Annotated in this window: 14 protein-coding genes; 10 read left to right on the forward strand and 4 right to left on the reverse strand. The window is 59.4% G+C overall.

Annotated elements, in window-relative coordinates:
• A partial coding sequence (locus CLV44_RS13080) for an alpha/beta hydrolase (RefSeq protein WP_170069348.1) occupies positions 1 to 1,105 on the reverse strand: 1,105 nt, incomplete at its 3' end.
• Between the two features lie 69 nt (positions 1,106 to 1,174).
• Between CLV44_RS13080 and CLV44_RS13085 the strand changes: the two genes are divergently transcribed.
• The 9 genes from CLV44_RS13085 to CLV44_RS13125 all read left to right on the forward strand — a co-directional run bounded on the left by CLV44_RS13085 (position 1,175) and on the right by CLV44_RS13125 (position 13,561).
• A complete protein-coding gene (locus tag CLV44_RS13085) occupies positions 1,175 to 4,399 on the forward strand; it encodes a mechanosensitive ion channel domain-containing protein (protein WP_106592570.1) in 3,225 nt (1,074 codons plus the stop codon).
• A gap of 83 nt (positions 4,400 to 4,482) precedes the next feature.
• Positions 4,483 to 5,373 carry a LysR family transcriptional regulator gene (locus CLV44_RS13090; protein WP_106592571.1) on the forward strand — a complete coding sequence of 297 codons (891 nt, stop codon included), beginning with the start codon at positions 4,483 to 4,485 and terminating at the stop codon, positions 5,371 to 5,373.
• A 119-nt stretch (positions 5,374 to 5,492) separates the two neighbouring features.
• Positions 5,493 to 6,698, forward strand: a complete 1,206-nt coding sequence (locus CLV44_RS13095) for a CaiB/BaiF CoA transferase family protein (RefSeq protein WP_106592572.1) — start codon at positions 5,493 to 5,495, stop codon at positions 6,696 to 6,698.
• A 15-nt stretch (positions 6,699 to 6,713) separates the two neighbouring features.
• Positions 6,714 to 7,673: a hydroxymethylglutaryl-CoA lyase gene (locus tag CLV44_RS13100; protein ID WP_106592573.1), complete on the forward strand. Its 960-nt coding sequence runs from the start codon at positions 6,714 to 6,716 to the stop codon at positions 7,671 to 7,673.
• A 42-nt stretch (positions 7,674 to 7,715) separates the two neighbouring features.
• Positions 7,716 to 8,702, forward strand: coding sequence for a TRAP transporter substrate-binding protein (locus tag CLV44_RS13105; RefSeq protein ID WP_106592574.1), 987 nt, complete (start codon positions 7,716 to 7,718; stop codon positions 8,700 to 8,702).
• A gap of 78 nt (positions 8,703 to 8,780) precedes the next feature.
• A complete protein-coding gene (locus tag CLV44_RS13110; protein WP_106592575.1) occupies positions 8,781 to 9,344 on the forward strand; it encodes a TRAP transporter small permease in 564 nt (187 codons plus the stop codon).
• Entirely contained in the window at positions 9,344 to 10,615 is a 1,272-nt protein-coding gene (locus CLV44_RS13115) for a TRAP transporter large permease (protein ID WP_106592576.1), read from the forward strand. Before CLV44_RS13110 ends, CLV44_RS13115 begins: the two co-directional genes overlap by 1 nt.
• Before the next feature lie 123 nt (positions 10,616 to 10,738).
• On the forward strand, positions 10,739 to 11,098 hold the full coding sequence (locus tag CLV44_RS13120) for a DUF4870 family protein (protein ID WP_106592577.1): 360 nt from the start codon (positions 10,739 to 10,741) through the stop codon (positions 11,096 to 11,098).
• A gap of 285 nt (positions 11,099 to 11,383) precedes the next feature.
• On the forward strand, positions 11,384 to 13,561 hold the full coding sequence (locus tag CLV44_RS13125) for a malate synthase G (RefSeq protein WP_106592578.1): 2,178 nt from the start codon (positions 11,384 to 11,386) through the stop codon (positions 13,559 to 13,561).
• A 61-nt stretch (positions 13,562 to 13,622) separates the two neighbouring features.
• Here CLV44_RS13125 and CLV44_RS13130 read toward each other — a convergent pair whose 3' ends face one another.
• The 3 genes from CLV44_RS13130 to CLV44_RS13140 all read right to left on the reverse strand — a co-directional run bounded on the left by CLV44_RS13130 (position 13,623) and on the right by CLV44_RS13140 (position 15,344).
• Entirely contained in the window at positions 13,623 to 14,072 is a 450-nt protein-coding gene (locus tag CLV44_RS13130) for a c-type cytochrome (RefSeq protein WP_106592579.1), read from the reverse strand.
• Between the two features lie 9 nt (positions 14,073 to 14,081).
• On the reverse strand, positions 14,082 to 14,738 hold the full coding sequence (gene grxB, locus CLV44_RS13135; protein ID WP_106592580.1) for a glutaredoxin 2: 657 nt from the start codon (positions 14,736 to 14,738) through the stop codon (positions 14,082 to 14,084).
• 147 nt (positions 14,739 to 14,885) lie between these two features.
• Positions 14,886 to 15,344, reverse strand: a complete 459-nt coding sequence (locus CLV44_RS13140; RefSeq protein WP_170069349.1) for a CZB domain-containing protein — start codon at positions 15,342 to 15,344, stop codon at positions 14,886 to 14,888.
• A 340-nt stretch (positions 15,345 to 15,684) separates the two neighbouring features.
• Here CLV44_RS13140 and CLV44_RS13145 point away from each other — a divergent pair, with 340 nt between their 5' ends.
• Complete coding sequence (locus CLV44_RS13145) at positions 15,685 to 16,335, forward strand: LON peptidase substrate-binding domain-containing protein (RefSeq protein WP_106592582.1); 651 nt, start codon at positions 15,685 to 15,687, stop codon at positions 16,333 to 16,335.
• The last annotated feature ends 12 nt before the right edge of the window (positions 16,336 to 16,347 follow it).

Raw genomic sequence — 16,347 nt, forward strand, 5'->3', positions numbered from 1 at the left:
AACCTCGCTTCGGCCTGGCGTACCGAGGGGGGCACGCCTCAATCGGATACGAAAGAGCAGCATCCCCGCGTGTGGGGCAGTGTGCAGTACCGTTTTTAACCGATGATACGACCTTCGGTGCGCTCCGGCACCGAAGGCGCTCACTGATACAGGCAAACACCTTACTGCGCCAGGGTTCGGCCTCGTTCACCAGATGGTGACGTGCCGCTGTCAGCCGCTCGACACCGGCGTGCGGCAGCAGCTCGCCTAGCACGGCCAGGTTGTGTTCCCACTCCAGCGTCTGATCAGCCGTGCCCTGAATGATCAGCGCCGGAATATCCAGCGCCGGTGCCGCTTCAACCTGGGCTACCCAGCTCAGCATCGCCCCGATCCAGCCGACATCAACAAAATGCCCCTGCAACGGGTCAATCTGGCGCAGGAAACGGACGAATTCGGCATCGTTGGAACTGTCACCATGTTCACGACGCACCCGCTTGATACACCAATGCAGCCAGCGATAGCTCATTTCGATGCGGTTGAACGGGCGCGGCCGGATCAATGGCGACAGCAACACCCGGTCACGCAGTGGCAAACCGTGCAGGTGACGTCCCAGCTCGGCCTGCAACAGAATCGCACTGCCGGTGCTCTGGCCGATACCGACCCAGGGCGCGGTCAGCCCTGATTCATGGCGACGCAGTAAAGTGGACAGCTGACGTGCATAGGTACTGAAATGATCAATTGCGAAACGCTGACCGGCGGACAGACCATGCCCCGGCAGGTCATAGATCAGCACATCCCAGTGTTGTTCAAGCAGATGGGCAATCAGGTGGTGATACAGGCCCGCATGGTCGGTATACCCATGGACCACCACCACCGTGCCACGGCTATGCGAGCGACTGAAATGCTGCACCACCAGCTGGGTATCGCCAATCAGTTCGGTACCGATGCTATAGCGTGCCAGTGCCGCAACCCGGTCGAGATCATAAAAGGCCAGGTAAGCCTGCAGCTCCTTGCTGCACAGGGTCTGCTCACCGGGCATGAAGCGATCCAGCGACTGCCGCAGACGGCAGGGGTTGAAAGCCGGGGCAGATTGCTGCACGGACGATGTTATTGTTGTTCTGGTCACGGTCATACACCTGTGTTCTGATTAGCCTAAGCTGATTGTGAACCCTTTCCATATAGCGGTTTTGACAGAATGATGACAAAACGATTACTTCCCTACAGCCTGTTATTACTCTGTCTGCTGCTCACCAGTGTATTCACTGTAGCCGCTACCACTGATGACAGCATTGCCCGCCTCGAACAGCAGTTGCAGCAGCTGGATAATGCTGACAGCAGGCAAAACCCGCTCCGGGAGCTGTATCAGAAAACCCTCAGTGCTCTGAACAGCCGTCAGCAGTACCAGGCCCGCGCCGATACACTGCAGCAGCAGATCGAGCAGCAGCCGGAACAGCTGCGCCAAGAAGAGCAGACGCTGGCGCAGGCGAAAACACCCGCAGCAGACACCCGCTACCTGAAACTGAGCCGTGCCGAGCTGGAACAGGCCATTACCCTGCGCCGAGCCGAATTGCTGCAGCTGGAACAGCAGCGGGAGCAGCTGACCCAGCAGATCGAACTGAACGAACAGAAACTGCTCAGTCTGCGCGAGCAACTGGCCGAGCTGAAACAGGCACCGCCTGAGTTACCGCCGCTGCCAACGGAGCAGTCCAGCCGCGAGCTGAACGACGCCCGGCTACAGCTGAAAAATGCCCTGCTGGAACGGCGCAGCAGCCATATTCGGGCACTGGAGCTGGAGCTGCTGGCCCTGCCCGGCCAAACCGAGCTGGCACGGCTGCAACTGCAACAACTGCAACTGCAACTGCAGCATTCCGGCACCACGCTCAATGCGATGCAGAGCCATCTGGAACAGATCCAGCGCACCGAGCTGGAAAACACCCTGAGCAGCCTGCTCACGCCGCAAGACTCGGCGCTGGAGCACCCGCTGCTGGCGCAACAGGTGCAAACCAACCAACGATTAAGCGAACAGCTGCGCCAGATGAGCGACCAGACCTCGACCGCCCAGCATCGACGCGTCGCGCTGGAACAGGAACTCGACCTGATCACCCGCAGCTTCAAGACCATTCAGCAGCAACTGGAGCTGGAAACCTACAGCGCCAGCTATGAACTGCGACGCTTTACCCAGGAACTGTCGCGTCCGGTCGATACCGCAATAACCCGCCAGTCACTCAACGCCCTGCGTCTGCGCAGCCTCGAATTCAACCGCCAGCAGCAGGCCGAAGCCCTCGACCCAGACGTCCTGGCACAACTGACACCGGCGCAACGCAGCCAGTATGAGCAGCTGCAACGCAGTCAGGATACGCTGCGCGATCGTTTGCAGGACAACCGACAACAGCTGATCAGCGAGCTGTCCCAACTGCTGGCGGTCAAGGAGCAACTGAATGAACGCCTGCAGCAGGCCAATCAGCTGATCCAACAGCAACTGCTCTGGCTGCCGGTGGCCCCGCCAGTCTCCTGGCAATGGCCGGGGGAGATCGCCACCAGCGTCGAACAGCTGCGCACCTTACTGCTGCGCATCGTGGCAACGCCGTTGCTTGCCGATACCCCGCACCTCAATTCGGTATGGGGGGTCTTTGTTCTGCTGTCAATCCTGGCTATGGCCACCTACCGCTACCAGAAACAGCATCGCCAACGCTGGCGCATGGAACTGGGCAATGTGGTGCATGACCGCTTTTCGCGCACGCTGAGGCTGATGGTAGCCGGTATCATCAGTGCCCTGCCGCTACCGGTACTGCTATTGATGCTGCGCAGCTACAGCCTGAACCCGGAACACCCTGACCGGGTGGTGATCGAACAACTGCTGCTGTTGTGGACGTTCAGCCTGCAGTTTTATGCGATGGCGCTGGTATGGCTGAAAGTGCCGGATGGCTTGATGTGTGGTCACTTTGCCATCCCCGAGGCACTGGCGCGGGTCATGCGTCGCCAACTGCATCTACTGTTCTGGGTTGCCATGCCGCTGCTGTCGCTGCTGCTGCTGACCGAAAGCTACAATGCGATCGAGATGCAGAGCGGTGCCGGACGCCTCCTGTTCCTGCTGCTGACCCTCACTCTGGCCCTGTTCTGGCGTGGCTTCTGGCATGTCGGCCTCTCCGTCCACACTCTCACCCCGCACCGACGCTGGTGGCACAATACCCACCTGTGGGTCAGCGCACTGATTCTATTCAATCTGGTCATGGCCGGGCTCGGCCTGTGGGGCTACGCTCTGACCGCACTGTTCTTCATGCTGATTCTGCTGGTGGTCATTTTGCAGGGGCTGGCCGCCTTCCTCCTGTTCAAGCTGGGCTTGCGCTGGCTGCTCATCGAAGAGCGCCGACTGTCCTTCAGCCGCGCCAAAGCCCGCCGTGCCGAGATTCAGGCCGCGCGCGAGAACAACGAAGAGGTACCGCCGCTGAAGGAGAATTACCTCGACCTGCAAACCATCTCCGACCAGTCCCGTGCCCTGCTCAAGACCTTCATCATTCTGATGACCGGGGTGATGCTGTGGCTGACACTGGGCGACTTCCTGCCCACGCTGCAGGTACTGGAAAGCGTGAAACTGTGGAGCAGTCTGGTCCCCAGCGGGGATCAGGAGATCCTCACCTATGTCACCCTGCGTGACCTGGTGGTCGGTGCGCTGGTGCTGTGGGTCAGCCTGCTGGCGGCGCAGAACCTGCCCGGCCTGCTGGAACTGCTGGCCCTGCGCCACCTGAGCCTGTCGCCGGGTACCGGCTACGCCATCACCACACTGCTCAAGTACTCGCTGATCCTGCTCGGGGTGATGATCGCCGTCGGCCAGTTCGGGCTGCAGTGGAGCAAGCTGCAATGGCTGGTGGCCGCACTGGGTGTCGGCCTGGGCTTCGGCCTGCAGGAGATCGTTGCCAACTTTGTTTCCGGCCTGATCATTCTGTTCGAAAAGCCGGTGCGGATTGGCGATACCATCACCCTGGGCAATGTCACCGGGTCGGTCTCGCGCATTCAGATCCGCGCCACTACCATCACCGATTGGGATCGCAAGGAAGTCATCATCCCCAACAAGACGTTCATCACCGAACAGCTGATCAACTGGTCACTGAGCGATGCCATCACCCGTGTCGTGCTGACCATCGGTGTCGCCTATGGCAGCGACACCGAACTGGCGCAGAAACTGCTGCTGGAGGCCGCCTGCGCCAACCCGCGTGTACTGGATGACCCGGAACCCGATGCCTACTTCCGCGAGTTTGCCAACAGCACGCTGAATATCGACCTGCGGGTGTTTGTCAGCAGCATGTCAGACCGAGTACCGGTCACCAATGAACTGAACACTGAGATCAACCGGTTGTTCAATGAGCACGGCATCGAAATTGCGTTTCCACAGCTCGATGTACACCTGCACCGGAGAACCTGAACAGATTCAAGACAAAGGCTGCATTTCACTTTTTCAATCAAGGGCATAGAATCGACTTCCATGTATGTTTTCGGAGTCGTTGTATGCGCCTTGACCCCACCTCTTTGCGCTTGTTCATCCGTGTACTGGAAACCGGCACCATTGCCGGTGCCGCCCAACAGGAGCACATTGCAGCATCCGCCATCAGCAAACGCATCAGCGAACTGGAAGACTGCCTCAATACCCGTCTGTTGATGCGTACCAATCGCGGTGTCGAAGGCACCCCGGCCGGTCAGGTACTGGCCCAGTTTTCCCGCGGCGTGCTGCATCAGCTAGATGATGTATATGCGCGCATGCATGAATATTCACATGGCGTCCGCGGCGAAGTGCGGATTGTGGCCAACATCTCGGCGATCACCCAGTTTCTGCCCGCGCAGCTGAAGGCGTTCCTCGACCAGCACCCGCTGATCCAGATTCAGCTGGAGGAAAAAATCAGCTCGGCCATCATCGATACCGTGGCCCAGAACAAGGCGGATATCGGCATCTTCACGGAAGTGCTGGGCAACACCGACAACCTCGACATCCATCCCTACCAGTCCGACCAGCTGGTGGTGATCACGGCCACCCAACATCCCTTGGCCGGTACCGACACCCTGCATTTCGCCGATACCCTGGACTTCGACTACGTCGGCCTGCATACCGGCAGCGCCATCAACAACAAGCTGCTGCATGCCGCTGCCGCCGTGGGCAAGCCCTTCAAAATGCGCATTCAGGTCACCAGCTATGAAGCCCTGCTGCGCATGGTCGAGCAAGGACTGGGGATCGGCATCATGCCGCTGGATATCGCCCGCCCTTACCTGAAAACCGGACGCATCCACCGTATCCGGCTGGCCGACCCCTGGGCCAGGCGTCATCTGAAGCTCTGCACCAACAATCAACACCCGATGTCACAGGCCACCCGCCGCCTGCTGGACCACCTGATTCTGTCTTCCTGACAGCCGCCTGCCATCTCATTTGGAGATGGCAGCCTCACATTTAACTACTTTGTCATCCATACAATTACCCGCATCATCTCAAACAAACTGTTGTACACCTGCAACCTGGAGATGAGCTGATGACAACCGAGGCGACCCCGCTACCGCTGGAAGGCGTGCGCGTATTGGAGCTGGGATCATTGATTGCCGGTCCGTATGCCGCCAGCATTCTGGCCCAGTTCGGGGCCGAAGTGATCAAGGTTGAACCCCCCGGCACCGGTGATCCCCTGCGCCGCTGGCGCAAGATGCACAAGGATACGTCGCTGTGGTGGTACTCCCAGAGCCGCAACAAGAAGTCCCTGACCCTGAATCTGAAAGATCCCGATGCTCAGGCCATCATCCACAAGCTGGTGGAAGACTGCGATATCGTGATCGAGAACTTCCGCCCCGGTACGCTGGAAAAGTGGAACCTGGGCTGGGAACAGCTATCCGCCATCAACCCCGCACTGATCATGATCCGCGTGTCCGGCTACGGCCAGGACGGCCCCTACGCCTCGCGTCCGGGCTTTGCCGCGATTGCAGAATCGATCGGCGGCATGCGTCACCTCGCCGGTTACCCCGACCAGCCCCCCGTACGTGCGGGCATCAGCATCGGCGATACGCTGGCCTCGCTGTACGGCGTGATTGGCGCGATGATGGCGATGCACCACCTCAAGGTGAATGGCGGCAAGGGCCAGTTCGTCGACGTTGCCCTGTATGAAGCCGTCTTTGGCGTCATGGAAAGCCTGATTCCGGAATACGGCATGTTCGGTTTTGTCCGTGAACGCACCGGCCCGAGCATGCCCGGCATCGCACCCTCCAGCACCTACCGCAGTGAAGAGGGACGCTACATTGTCATCGCCGCCAACAGCGACAGCATTTTCAAACGCTTGATGAATGCCATCGGCCGTGAAGATCTGGCGCAGGACCCCGAACTGGCGCACAACGATGGCCGCGCCCGCCGCAGTGACGAACTGGATGCCGCCATCGAAGCCTGGACCTCCGGCCGCAGCCTGAAGGCCGCACTGGACGTGCTGGAACAGGCCGCCGTACCGGCCAGCGGCATCAACACCGCTGCGGACATCTTTGAAGACCCGCACTTCCGTGCCCGTGACATGATCACAGAGCAGCCGCTGCCGGACGGTGAGTCGATCTCGCTGCCGGGCATCGTGCCCAAGCTCAGCGCCACGCCGGGCAGCACCCGCTGGCTGGGGCCGAAACTGGGTGAGCATAACGACGAAGTGCTGGGGCAGCTGGGCTACTCCGAAGACGCCATCCGTGACCTGCGCGCCAAGGGCGTGCTGTAACACAAGGAGCCAGCCATGTTTGAGCATTTCCCCCAGCGGGTTCTGGTCAATGAAGTCGTGACCCGAGACGGGTTCCAGAGTGAAGCTGAATTCGTCCCGACCGCAACCAAGATCGAGCTGATCAACGCCCTGTCCACACAGGGCCTGAACAAGATCGAAGTCACCTCGTTTGTATCGCCACGGGCAGTGCCCAACCTGCGTGATGCCGAAGAGGTGGTTACCGCGCTTAACCGCAACACCGACACCACCTATGTCGCCCTGGTGCCCAATGAACGGGGCTGCGGCCGCGCACTGGCACTGGACCTCGACGAAATCAACCTGGTCATGTCGGTCAGCGAAACCCACAATCTGGCCAACATGCGCATGACTTGCGCGCAGTCGCTGGATCAGTTCGCCCGCATCAGCGCCATGACCGCCGGCTCCGCCATGCGTCTCAACGGCTCGCTGGCCACCGCGTTCGGCTGCCCGTTCGAGGGCCTGCAAACCGAAGACACCGTGCTGCACTATATCGAGGCCTACCTGGAACAGGGGCTGCACAGCATCACCCTGGCCGACACCACCGGCATGGCGGTCCCGAACCAGGTTTACTCGCTGTGCCGCGCCGTCCGCGCCCGCTGGCCCGATCTGGAAGTCACCCTGCATTTCCACAATACCCGAGGCCTGGGCTTGAGCAATGTGCTGGCGGCCCTGGCGGCGGGCATGAATCAGTTTGACGCTTCGCTCGGCGGCCTGGGCGGCTGCCCGTTCGCTCCGGGCGCTACCGGCAACATCTGCACTGAAGATCTGGTGCATATGCTGGCCGAAATGCAGCTCGACTGCGGCGTTGATCTGGCCGGACTGCTGACCCAGTCGCGTCAACTTGAAGCCATCGTCGGCCACCCGCTGCCCGGACAGATCAACAAGGCCGGGCTACGCACCGACACCCGTCCCGTCCCCGAATCGGTAACACAGCTCCGTCAGTCCCTTGAGGCCTGAACGGGCTCTGCAATACGACAACGATAAAAAAAGGAAGTGATCATGAAACTGAAGAACATGCTCCGCACCGGCATACTCATGACAGCCCTGACCGCCCTGCCGGCAATGGCAGAGACGACCTTGAAAGTCACCCTGCAGCTGCCGCTCAAGCACCATCTGGGCCAGAACCTGGTGGACTTCAAGCAGGAAGTGGAAAGCGCCAGTAATGGTGACCTGAAAATCCAGATCTACCCGGCTGCACAGCTGTACAAGGACAAGGAAGTCCATAACGCGGTCAGCTCGGGTGCCATCGAAATGGGCGTCATGAGCGTCACTCAGCTGGCGGGCACCATTCCGGCCGTCGATGTGTTCTACGTCCCGTTCCTGTTCCCGAGCTATGACAAGGTGGTGAAGGCAACCGCTCCGGGCAGCGACGTGCGCACCCTGCTGGACAACGAAATCATCAAGACCGGTGCCCGCCCGCTGTGGTGGCAGGCCTACGGCGGTGTTGCGCTGCTGTCGAAGAAAACACCGATCCACCTGCCCACTGACATGGAAGGCATGAAGGTCCGTGTCTTCGGCAAAACGCTGGGCGAATTTGCCAAGGCCGTCGGCGCTGCACCAACCGTAATGGCCGGTTCAGAACAGTTCCTCGCCTACCAGCGCGGTACGGTTGATGCCGGTATGACCGGTGTCACTGCTGTCGGCCCGCGCAAGCTGCATCAGGTCATGGATAACCTCACCCTGACCAACCATGCCAACATCGAGTTCATGACCATCATCAACGAGAACGTCTGGCAGGGATTGACCGACCGCGAGCGCGAAATTCTGCAAGCCGCCGCCGTCAAGGTCGAGCTGTCTCTGCGCAACAAGATCCAGCAGCTGGAAGCCGATGCCATCGTCAATGCCAAGGACGAGATGAACGTGATCGAGTTGAGCGCCGATGACGTCAAGGTTTGGCAGGCTGCTACCCAGCCGGTGTTGGAACGCTTCATCGAAAATGCCGGTCCGCTGGGCCAGCAGGTGGTGGATGCCGCACGCTCTCTATAAATGTCATTTGTAATTCCAGGTAACGGACATCCCGCAGGGGGTGTCCGTTTTCTTCGTTATCAGTAGTCGGATAAAACCATGTCAGATGTCAACGCCGCACAGACCGATACGGCATCCTGGCGCGCCCATCACCCGTCACGCTGGGTCCGCTTCAATCATGCCGTGGTAACGCTCTGCGGACGCCTGTCCGCCCTGTTGTTTGCCAGCATCGCTGTCATGATCACTTATGAAGTGATCGCCCGTTACCTGTTCCTGTCCCCCACGATTTGGGTGGAAGACCTGTCCCTGCTCTGCCAGATCTGGGCCTCCTGTCTCGGTGCCAGCTGGTTGCTGCAACACCAGGCGCTGATCCGCATCGACATGCTGATTGACCGCTTCGGCCCCCGCGTACGCATGGTTGCCGAGCTCTGGTCGCTCACCGTCATCGCCCTGTTTTCGGGCTGGGTCACCTTCTACGGTGCCGAACTGGTGATCGAGTCCGTGCAGATGGGATCTGCCTCCGCGTCCATGCTCGGGCTGCCAATGTGGATCACCAAAAGTGCTGTTCCGTTCGGATTCGGGCTGCTGTTCATTCAATGCATCACTGAGGGACTGCTGGTGATATCGGGTCATGTTCAAGCGGCGGAAGAGGTCAATATCTGATGACAATTGCGCTGATCATTTTCGCTCTGCTCATGCTGTTGCTGTCCGGCGTCCCCGTCGGTTTCGTCCTTGGCGGCATGGGGTTGGGCATGCTGTTGCTGGCCGATATCTCGCCGCTGATGGTGCCAATGGCCCTTTACTCCTCCTTTGACAGCTTCATCCTGCTGTCGGTGCCGCTGTTCCTGCTGATGTCCAACATCCTGCTCAAGGGCGGTGTCGGCAAGGACTTGTTCAACGCCGTGCAGAGCTGGGTCGGCCACTGGCCCGGCGGTCTCGGGATCGCCACCATCACCTCCTGCACCATTTTCTCGGCCATTTCGGGGTCATCCGTTGCCACCGCCGCCACCATCGGCAGTGTGGCCATCAAGGAGATGACCGACCGGGGCTATCATCGCCCGTTCGTACTCGGCCTGATCGCGGCCGGCGGCACTCTCGGCATTCTGATTCCGCCGTCGATCCCGATGATTGTCTATGGCGTCATCACCGAAGAGTCGATTGTTGATCTGTTCCTTGCCGGAGTCGGCCCCGGACTGTTGATGGCAGGCAGTTTTATCCTGTTCAGCTTCCTCTATGCCTTTTTCGGCAAGGCCTGCCAACCGGTCCCCAAAGCCTCGTGGCAAGACCGCAAGTCCTCGACCCTGCGGGCGCTTCCGACCATGCTACTGGCCGCCGTGATCATTGGCGGCATCTATGCCGGTATCTTTACCCCGACCGAGTCGGCGGCCATCGGTGTGACCTTCTCCCTGATCATCGTGATCGCGCTGCGCACCTTCAGCTGGGACGGCCTCAAGGCGGCCGGTATGGATACGATGAAAACCACGATCACCATCTTCCTGATCATGGCCGGTGCCAAAGTCTTCGGCAAGGCGATCACCCTGTACCAGATCCCGCAGGAGATCTCGATGTTCGTCAGCATGCACATTGGCGAAGCCGGCATGTTCATTCTGGCGGTCTGCCTGGTGCTGCTGGTACTGGGTTTCTTCCTTGAATCCATCTCCATGCTGCTGATCATGATGCCGGTGCTGTATCCGTCGCTGGCACCGCTGGGCATTGACCCGATCTGGTTCGGCATCATCTTCGTGATCATGATCGAGTGTGCGCTGATCACCCCGCCCGTGGGTCTCAACCTGTTTGTCATACAAGCGGTTTCGGGGGGGCCAGTCATGGACGTTGTGCGCGGTGTCTGGCCCTTCATCCTGTTGATGTTTGGCTGTTTGCTGGCCGTGTTCTTCTTCCCGAAAATCGCACTGTACCTGCCGTTTTACATGTAATGCCGATGCCGGGGCGCGTCCCCGGCATTTCCCGCCCGTGTCACCCCCCCAACGATTGACGCACTTGCGATAAAACACGAAGATCGCATGAACCCACTCATTTTATTCAAGGAGCACCACCGCATGACGGATACACCCGCCAAGATCGGCCAGCAGGACGGCAGTTCGGGAAACGCGAAAATTGTCTACATCCTGTATTTGATTGGCCTGGTTGTAGGCATCACCAGCATCGTGGGTGTCGTGATGGCCTACATCTACAAGGCTGACGCGCCGGATTGGCTCAAGGATCATTTCCGCTGGCAGATCCGTACCTTCTGGATCGGTATTGTGTACAGCCTGATCGGCATGGTGACGACGCTGATCCTGGTCGGTTACCTGATTCTGCTGTTCGTGCTGGTCTGGTACATCGTGCGCTGCGTCAAGGGGTTACAGTGCCTCGACAAGCGCCAGCCGCTGCCGGACTCCGGCAGCTGGATGTTCTAAAATTACGACAACAGCACAAATCTGTTCACTGCATAAACAAGGGCTGCCCATCGCAGCCCTTGTTTGTAAAAAAATAACCTAAAATTCACGAAAAACTGTCAACAACACTCGATCTGCCCACAAAACACCACCATCGACCCACCCCGTCATACTTTAGGCGCAAACGCAGGACAGGCGCGAAAAATTGCGCTATTTTCGCAATGCACAATGCTTATATAAACCGATTTTCATGTCGCAGACGCACCTGCAGCAGCGGCACACGATTCAATCAAGTGGGACAAGAAGATGAGCCAACGGGTACAGGTCGGTGGCCTGCAGGTCGCCAAAGAGCTTTACGATTTCATCAATACCGAAGCACTGCCGGGCACCGGCGTCGAGGCCGAGTCATTCTGGAGCCGTTTCGACCGCCTCGTACACGACCTTGCACCGCGCAACCGCGAATTGCTGGCCAAACGTGACGCCCTGCAGGAACAGATCGACGCCTGGCACCGTGACAATCGCGGTGACGCCTTCAGCTTCGACGCCTACAAATCCTTCCTGCGTGAAATTGAGTACCTGTTGCCGGAAGGCGAAGACTTCTCCGCCACCACCGAAAACGTCGACCCGGAAATGGCTACGCTGGCCGGTCCGCAGCTGGTGGTACCGGTGATGAACGCCCGTTACGCACTGAACGCGGCCAACGCACGCTGGGGCAGCCTGTACGATGCGCTCTACGGCACCGACGTCATCTCTGAAGAAAATGGTGCCGAAAAAGGCAAGGGCTACAACCCCGCCCGTGGCACCAAGGTTATCGCCTTTGGCCGTGACTTCCTCGACCAGAGCGCACCGCTGGCCGGTGCCTCACACAAGGATTCGGCCGGTTACAGCATCCAGAACGGTCAGCTCTGCGTTGTCCTGCGCGACGGTGGCGAAACCGGACTGGCAACTCCTGCTCAGCTGGTCGGCTACACCGGCAGCGGCAGCAACCCGACAGCGATCCTGATCACACATAACGGCCTGCATTTCGAGATCCAGATCGACCGTGACAACCAGATCGGCAAGTCTGACGCCGCCGGCGTGAAAGACATCCTGATGGAAGCGGCACTGACCACCATCATGGACTGCGAAGACTCCGTCGCCGCCGTTGACGCCGAAGACAAGGTGCTGGCGTACCGCAACTGGCTGGGCCTGATGCAGGGCACCCTGACCGAAGAGATCAGCAAGGGCGAGCAGACCTTCACCCGCCGCATGAACCCGGACCGCGAATACACCACCCCGGCCGGTGACAGCCTGACCCTGAAGGGCCGCAGCCTGATGTTCGTGCGTAACGTGGGCCACCTGATGACCAACCCGGCGATCGTCGACAGCGAAGGCTTCGAGATCCCCGAAGGCATCATGGACGCCGTCGTCACCACGCTGATCTCCATCCACGACATCAAGGGCAGCGCACCGTTCCGCAATGCCACCACCGGCTCCGTCTACATCGTGAAGCCGAAGATGCACGGCCCGGAAGAAGTGGCCTTCGCCGACGAACTGTTCGGCCGTGTTGAAGACGTACTGGGGCTGGAACGCTTCACCATGAAAATGGGCATCATGGATGAAGAGCGCCGCACCACCGTCAACCTGAAAGAATGTATCCGTGCCGCCAAGGAGCGCGTGGTGTTCATCAACACCGGTTTCCTCGACCGTACCGGTGACGAGATCCACACCTCCATGGAAGCGGGCCCGATGATCCGCAAGGGCGAAATGAAGGGTGCTGCCTGGATCAAGGCCTACGAGGACTGGAACGTGGATAACGGCCTGGCCTGTGGCCTCAGTGGTCGTGCCCAGATCGGCAAAGGCATGTGGGCGATGCCGGATCTGATGGCCAACATGCTGGAACAGAAGATCGGCCACCCGCTGTCCGGTGCCAACACCGCATGGGTGCCGTCACCGACAGCCGCCGCGCTGCACGCGCTGCACTACCATCAGGTGGATGTATTCGCCCGTCAGCAGGAACTGAAGACCCGCGCCCGCGCCAGCCTCGACGATATCCTGACCATTCCGGTGGCTCAGAACCCGAGCTGGAGCGCCGAAGAGATTCAGCAGGAACTGGACAACAATGCCCAGGGCATCCTCGGCTACGTAGTGCGCTGGGTTGATCAGGGCGTGGGTTGTTCCAAGGTGCCGGACATCAACGATGTCGGCCTGATGGAAGACCGTGCGACGCTGCGTATCTCCAGCCAGCATATCGCCAACTGGCTGCACCACGGCATCTGTTCGGAAGCGCAGGTGATGGAAACCCTGAAGCGCATGGCCGCTGTAGTGGACCGTCAGAACGCCAATGACCCGACCTACCAGCCGATGGCACCGAACTTCGATGACAACATCGCGTTCCTGGCCGCCTGTGATCTGGTCATCAAGGGCCGCGAACAGCCGAACGGCTACACCGAGCCGGTTTTGCACCGTCGTCGTCTGGAGCTGAAGGCCAAACTGGCCGGCTGATCCAGCAGCGCTGAAAGCACACTGAAAAAGCCCCGCCGGTGAATGCCTGCGGGGCTTTTTTTCAATCTCGGAAGCGGTCGTGGCAAGCCTTGCAGCTCTGGCCCAACTGACCCAGCAATGGCCGCAGCTCATCGCGGCCCTGACCTGCAGCCGCAGCCTGCTGCAGCGCCCGGCTACGTTGCTGCATCTGCGCCATCAGCTCATCGAACCGCTCACGCCCTTCCCAGATGCGGTAAGAGGCACGGGTATCGCCACGTACGCTTTCCGCATCGGCAAAGCCTTCCGCCACAATACTGCCCAACAGCGCGATACGCTCGGCACGCTGGGCAAAAACCTCGCCGTCAAAATCCACCCGCCCCTGCACCATCGCCGCCAGTGGCGACAGGTTCCAGTCCATCGCCCGGTACACGCCCTGGCGGTATTCGATCGCCTTGTCGGTCGCTGACTCCGCCTGCACCATCGAGGCCGACAGGCTCAACAGCACGGCGCTCAGAATGACGTTCGCTTTCATGTTCTCTCCTCAGATCGCTCGATCGAAATACAACGACACACCCGACAATTCAGCCACTTCATCCAGCCACTGCAGCACCGCCGGCGGAAACGTCAGCCCCTGCACCAGCGTCAGGCCACGCAGCGGCGGGAAGTTCATCACATCGTTCCAGCTCAGGGTATTACCGTGCGCGGACGGCAGACTCAGCGGCGGCAGTTCGGCCAGCATCTGCTCAATCGCCGCCTTGTGCGTGTCGGTCTCGGCCAGTGCCTGCTCGAATGAACATCCCAGCAAGGCTTCCTTCTTGTTACGGAAATACGCGCATGCCGACTCGGTGGCAAACTCCTCCAGGCCGATACGGGTCACCCGAGGAAAGGTCAGCGCCCAGCTATGCGCCTGTACCGGCTGCAACCGTGGCAGAATCGCTTCACTCAACTGCAACGGTCGTATCACCCGCTCTGCAGCGCCCAGGCTATCCAGCAACTTGGCAATGGCCATGCTCTCGGCGATCGCCACGCCCTGATGCTCAAAGATCGGCACCATCTTCTGACCGATCAGACGGTGGCACGTGTCCTCGTCATCGTTGAGCAGCGTCACCTGCTCCAGGTCGCTCACCTGCTTGTAGTGCGCCACCATCATGGTGCGGACACAAAACGGGCAGTGGTCGTAGATATACAGTCGCGACACGGCGCAGCTCCTCGCAGATATAAAAGGCGCTATCCTGACAGCATCGCCCGCTGAAGCCAATGCATCATCATGCTGTTACAGGCACACTACGCCTGCGGTCTGCCATTTCATGACCGAGCCAACATATGCTAAAGGGAAACGTTACATTCAGCTTTTGAGACGGGTATACATCTGTGCCAAACGTAGAACAACTTCACGCGAAATACGGGAGAAATCCCCATGATTGATCTCCGCGCTGGCCTCCTCCTTACGCCCCGACTGTGCCAAGATCAAGACATGGCCAGCACAGACATGGAAATGAGCATGCTGGCGCTTGAGTTCGGCAAATTCGGGCTGACCAGAAAAACTGTCTCCCCCCGCACCGTGAATCCACTTGCCAAGCGCACAGCCATCATCACGCGCCACATTGGCCGGGTCCAGAATTTCGCTGGAATGGCCCTGTACTACATCATTCAAACGTACTTTCCAGCGTTGATGCGCCTCAATTGCACTTTTGAAATCAAGTCCTGCAGCTTCGGCGTCTAGCGGATCTTCAGGCTCGTGTGCAACTTCACTCAAAACGGGAATTGAATCCGGATCATGGTTCTGTTGATCTAGTTCACTCACATTTTTTCCACCGAGCGCATTGATCAGCCAGCGTCTAATTCCCATCGATATTGACTCCGTTTGACAACCGGCATCGTCCATTCCCTCTGCCAGTATGTTGGGTTGTTATATAGTTATTCCACTTTTTATACGTGGACTGATGTCAATTGGCAAAACTATTATTTCGATAACATCCACGAACTGGATCAATGAATGTGGAAATGTTTTAAAGAAGCGACGATATTTACATTGTGCCGGCGAAACGGCAGATGAACCGCTCTTGATGCGTTATCGTAGCCGGGAAAGTTGCAAACTAAATGACACTTTCAGCCCGGAATGAACCCCAGGCAGGAGTACTGATATGGCAGAGATCTGCATCTTCCCGATTCCCGGCTGTGTGACCTTCCCCGGCATGGTGTTCCCGCTGCACGTGTTCGAGCCGCGCTACCGCGCCATGATTCAGCACTGCCTGGATACCGACACGCCGGTGGCGATCTGCCATACGCAGAAGGAACTCAGTCCCGGCAAGCCTACCGACAGTCTGGAAGAGGCGCTCAGCTCCAACCAGGCCACCTATCGTCCCTACGATGTTTTCAGCGCCGGCCGCTGCGAGCTGATTGAAACCGCCGAAGACGGCCGCCTGCTGGTCAACGTACATATCGAACAACGCTACCGGCGCGAGCGGGAGATTCAGCTGCTGCCCTACCAGGTGTATGAATGCTCCCCCTTCCCCGACCGTGCGTCCACAGCGGAAGAGGCCGCCGAGAGCGCCTTGCTGCGCAGCAAGATCATCCACCGCTTGCTGGCTCTGACCTACACCGACCCGGCTATCCGTCAGGCGACCGACCGAGTCGCCAGTGCCCCCGAATGGCAGGCCAAGTCCGATGGTGAATTCAGCATGGCGCTGTTCGGTGTGGTGCGGTTTGATCCCACCATCCTGCAAGCGCTGCTGGAAATGGACTCGGCGCACGCACGTCTGGAGCACACCCTCGAACTGCTGAATGCGACCTGAGTCCTGAGCCGC

The sequence above is a fragment of the Marinobacterium halophilum genome, assembly GCF_003014615.1.
GTDB classification, from domain to species: domain Bacteria; phylum Pseudomonadota; class Gammaproteobacteria; order Pseudomonadales; family Balneatricaceae; genus Marinobacterium; species Marinobacterium halophilum.

Excerpts from the sequence above, each read along its gene's own strand:
- CLV44_RS13085 (WP_106592570.1), top strand. The coding sequence starts at position 1,175 with ATGATGACAAAACGATTACTTCCCTACAGCCTGTTATTACTCTGTCTG.
- CLV44_RS13090 (WP_106592571.1), top strand. The coding sequence starts at position 4,483 with ATGCGCCTTGACCCCACCTCTTTGCGCTTGTTCATCCGTGTACTGGAA.
- CLV44_RS13095 (WP_106592572.1), top strand. The coding sequence starts at position 5,493 with ATGACAACCGAGGCGACCCCGCTACCGCTGGAAGGCGTGCGCGTATTG.
- CLV44_RS13100 (WP_106592573.1), top strand. The coding sequence starts at position 6,714 with ATGTTTGAGCATTTCCCCCAGCGGGTTCTGGTCAATGAAGTCGTGACC.
- CLV44_RS13105 (WP_106592574.1), top strand. The coding sequence starts at position 7,716 with ATGAAACTGAAGAACATGCTCCGCACCGGCATACTCATGACAGCCCTG.
- CLV44_RS13110 (WP_106592575.1), top strand. The coding sequence starts at position 8,781 with ATGTCAGATGTCAACGCCGCACAGACCGATACGGCATCCTGGCGCGCC.
- CLV44_RS13115 (WP_106592576.1), top strand. The coding sequence starts at position 9,344 with ATGACAATTGCGCTGATCATTTTCGCTCTGCTCATGCTGTTGCTGTCC.
- CLV44_RS13120 (WP_106592577.1), top strand. The coding sequence starts at position 10,739 with ATGACGGATACACCCGCCAAGATCGGCCAGCAGGACGGCAGTTCGGGA.
- CLV44_RS13125 (WP_106592578.1), top strand. The coding sequence starts at position 11,384 with ATGAGCCAACGGGTACAGGTCGGTGGCCTGCAGGTCGCCAAAGAGCTT.
- CLV44_RS13130 (WP_106592579.1), bottom strand. The coding sequence starts at position 14,072 with ATGAAAGCGAACGTCATTCTGAGCGCCGTGCTGTTGAGCCTGTCGGCC.
- CLV44_RS13145 (WP_106592582.1), top strand. The coding sequence starts at position 15,685 with ATGGCAGAGATCTGCATCTTCCCGATTCCCGGCTGTGTGACCTTCCCC.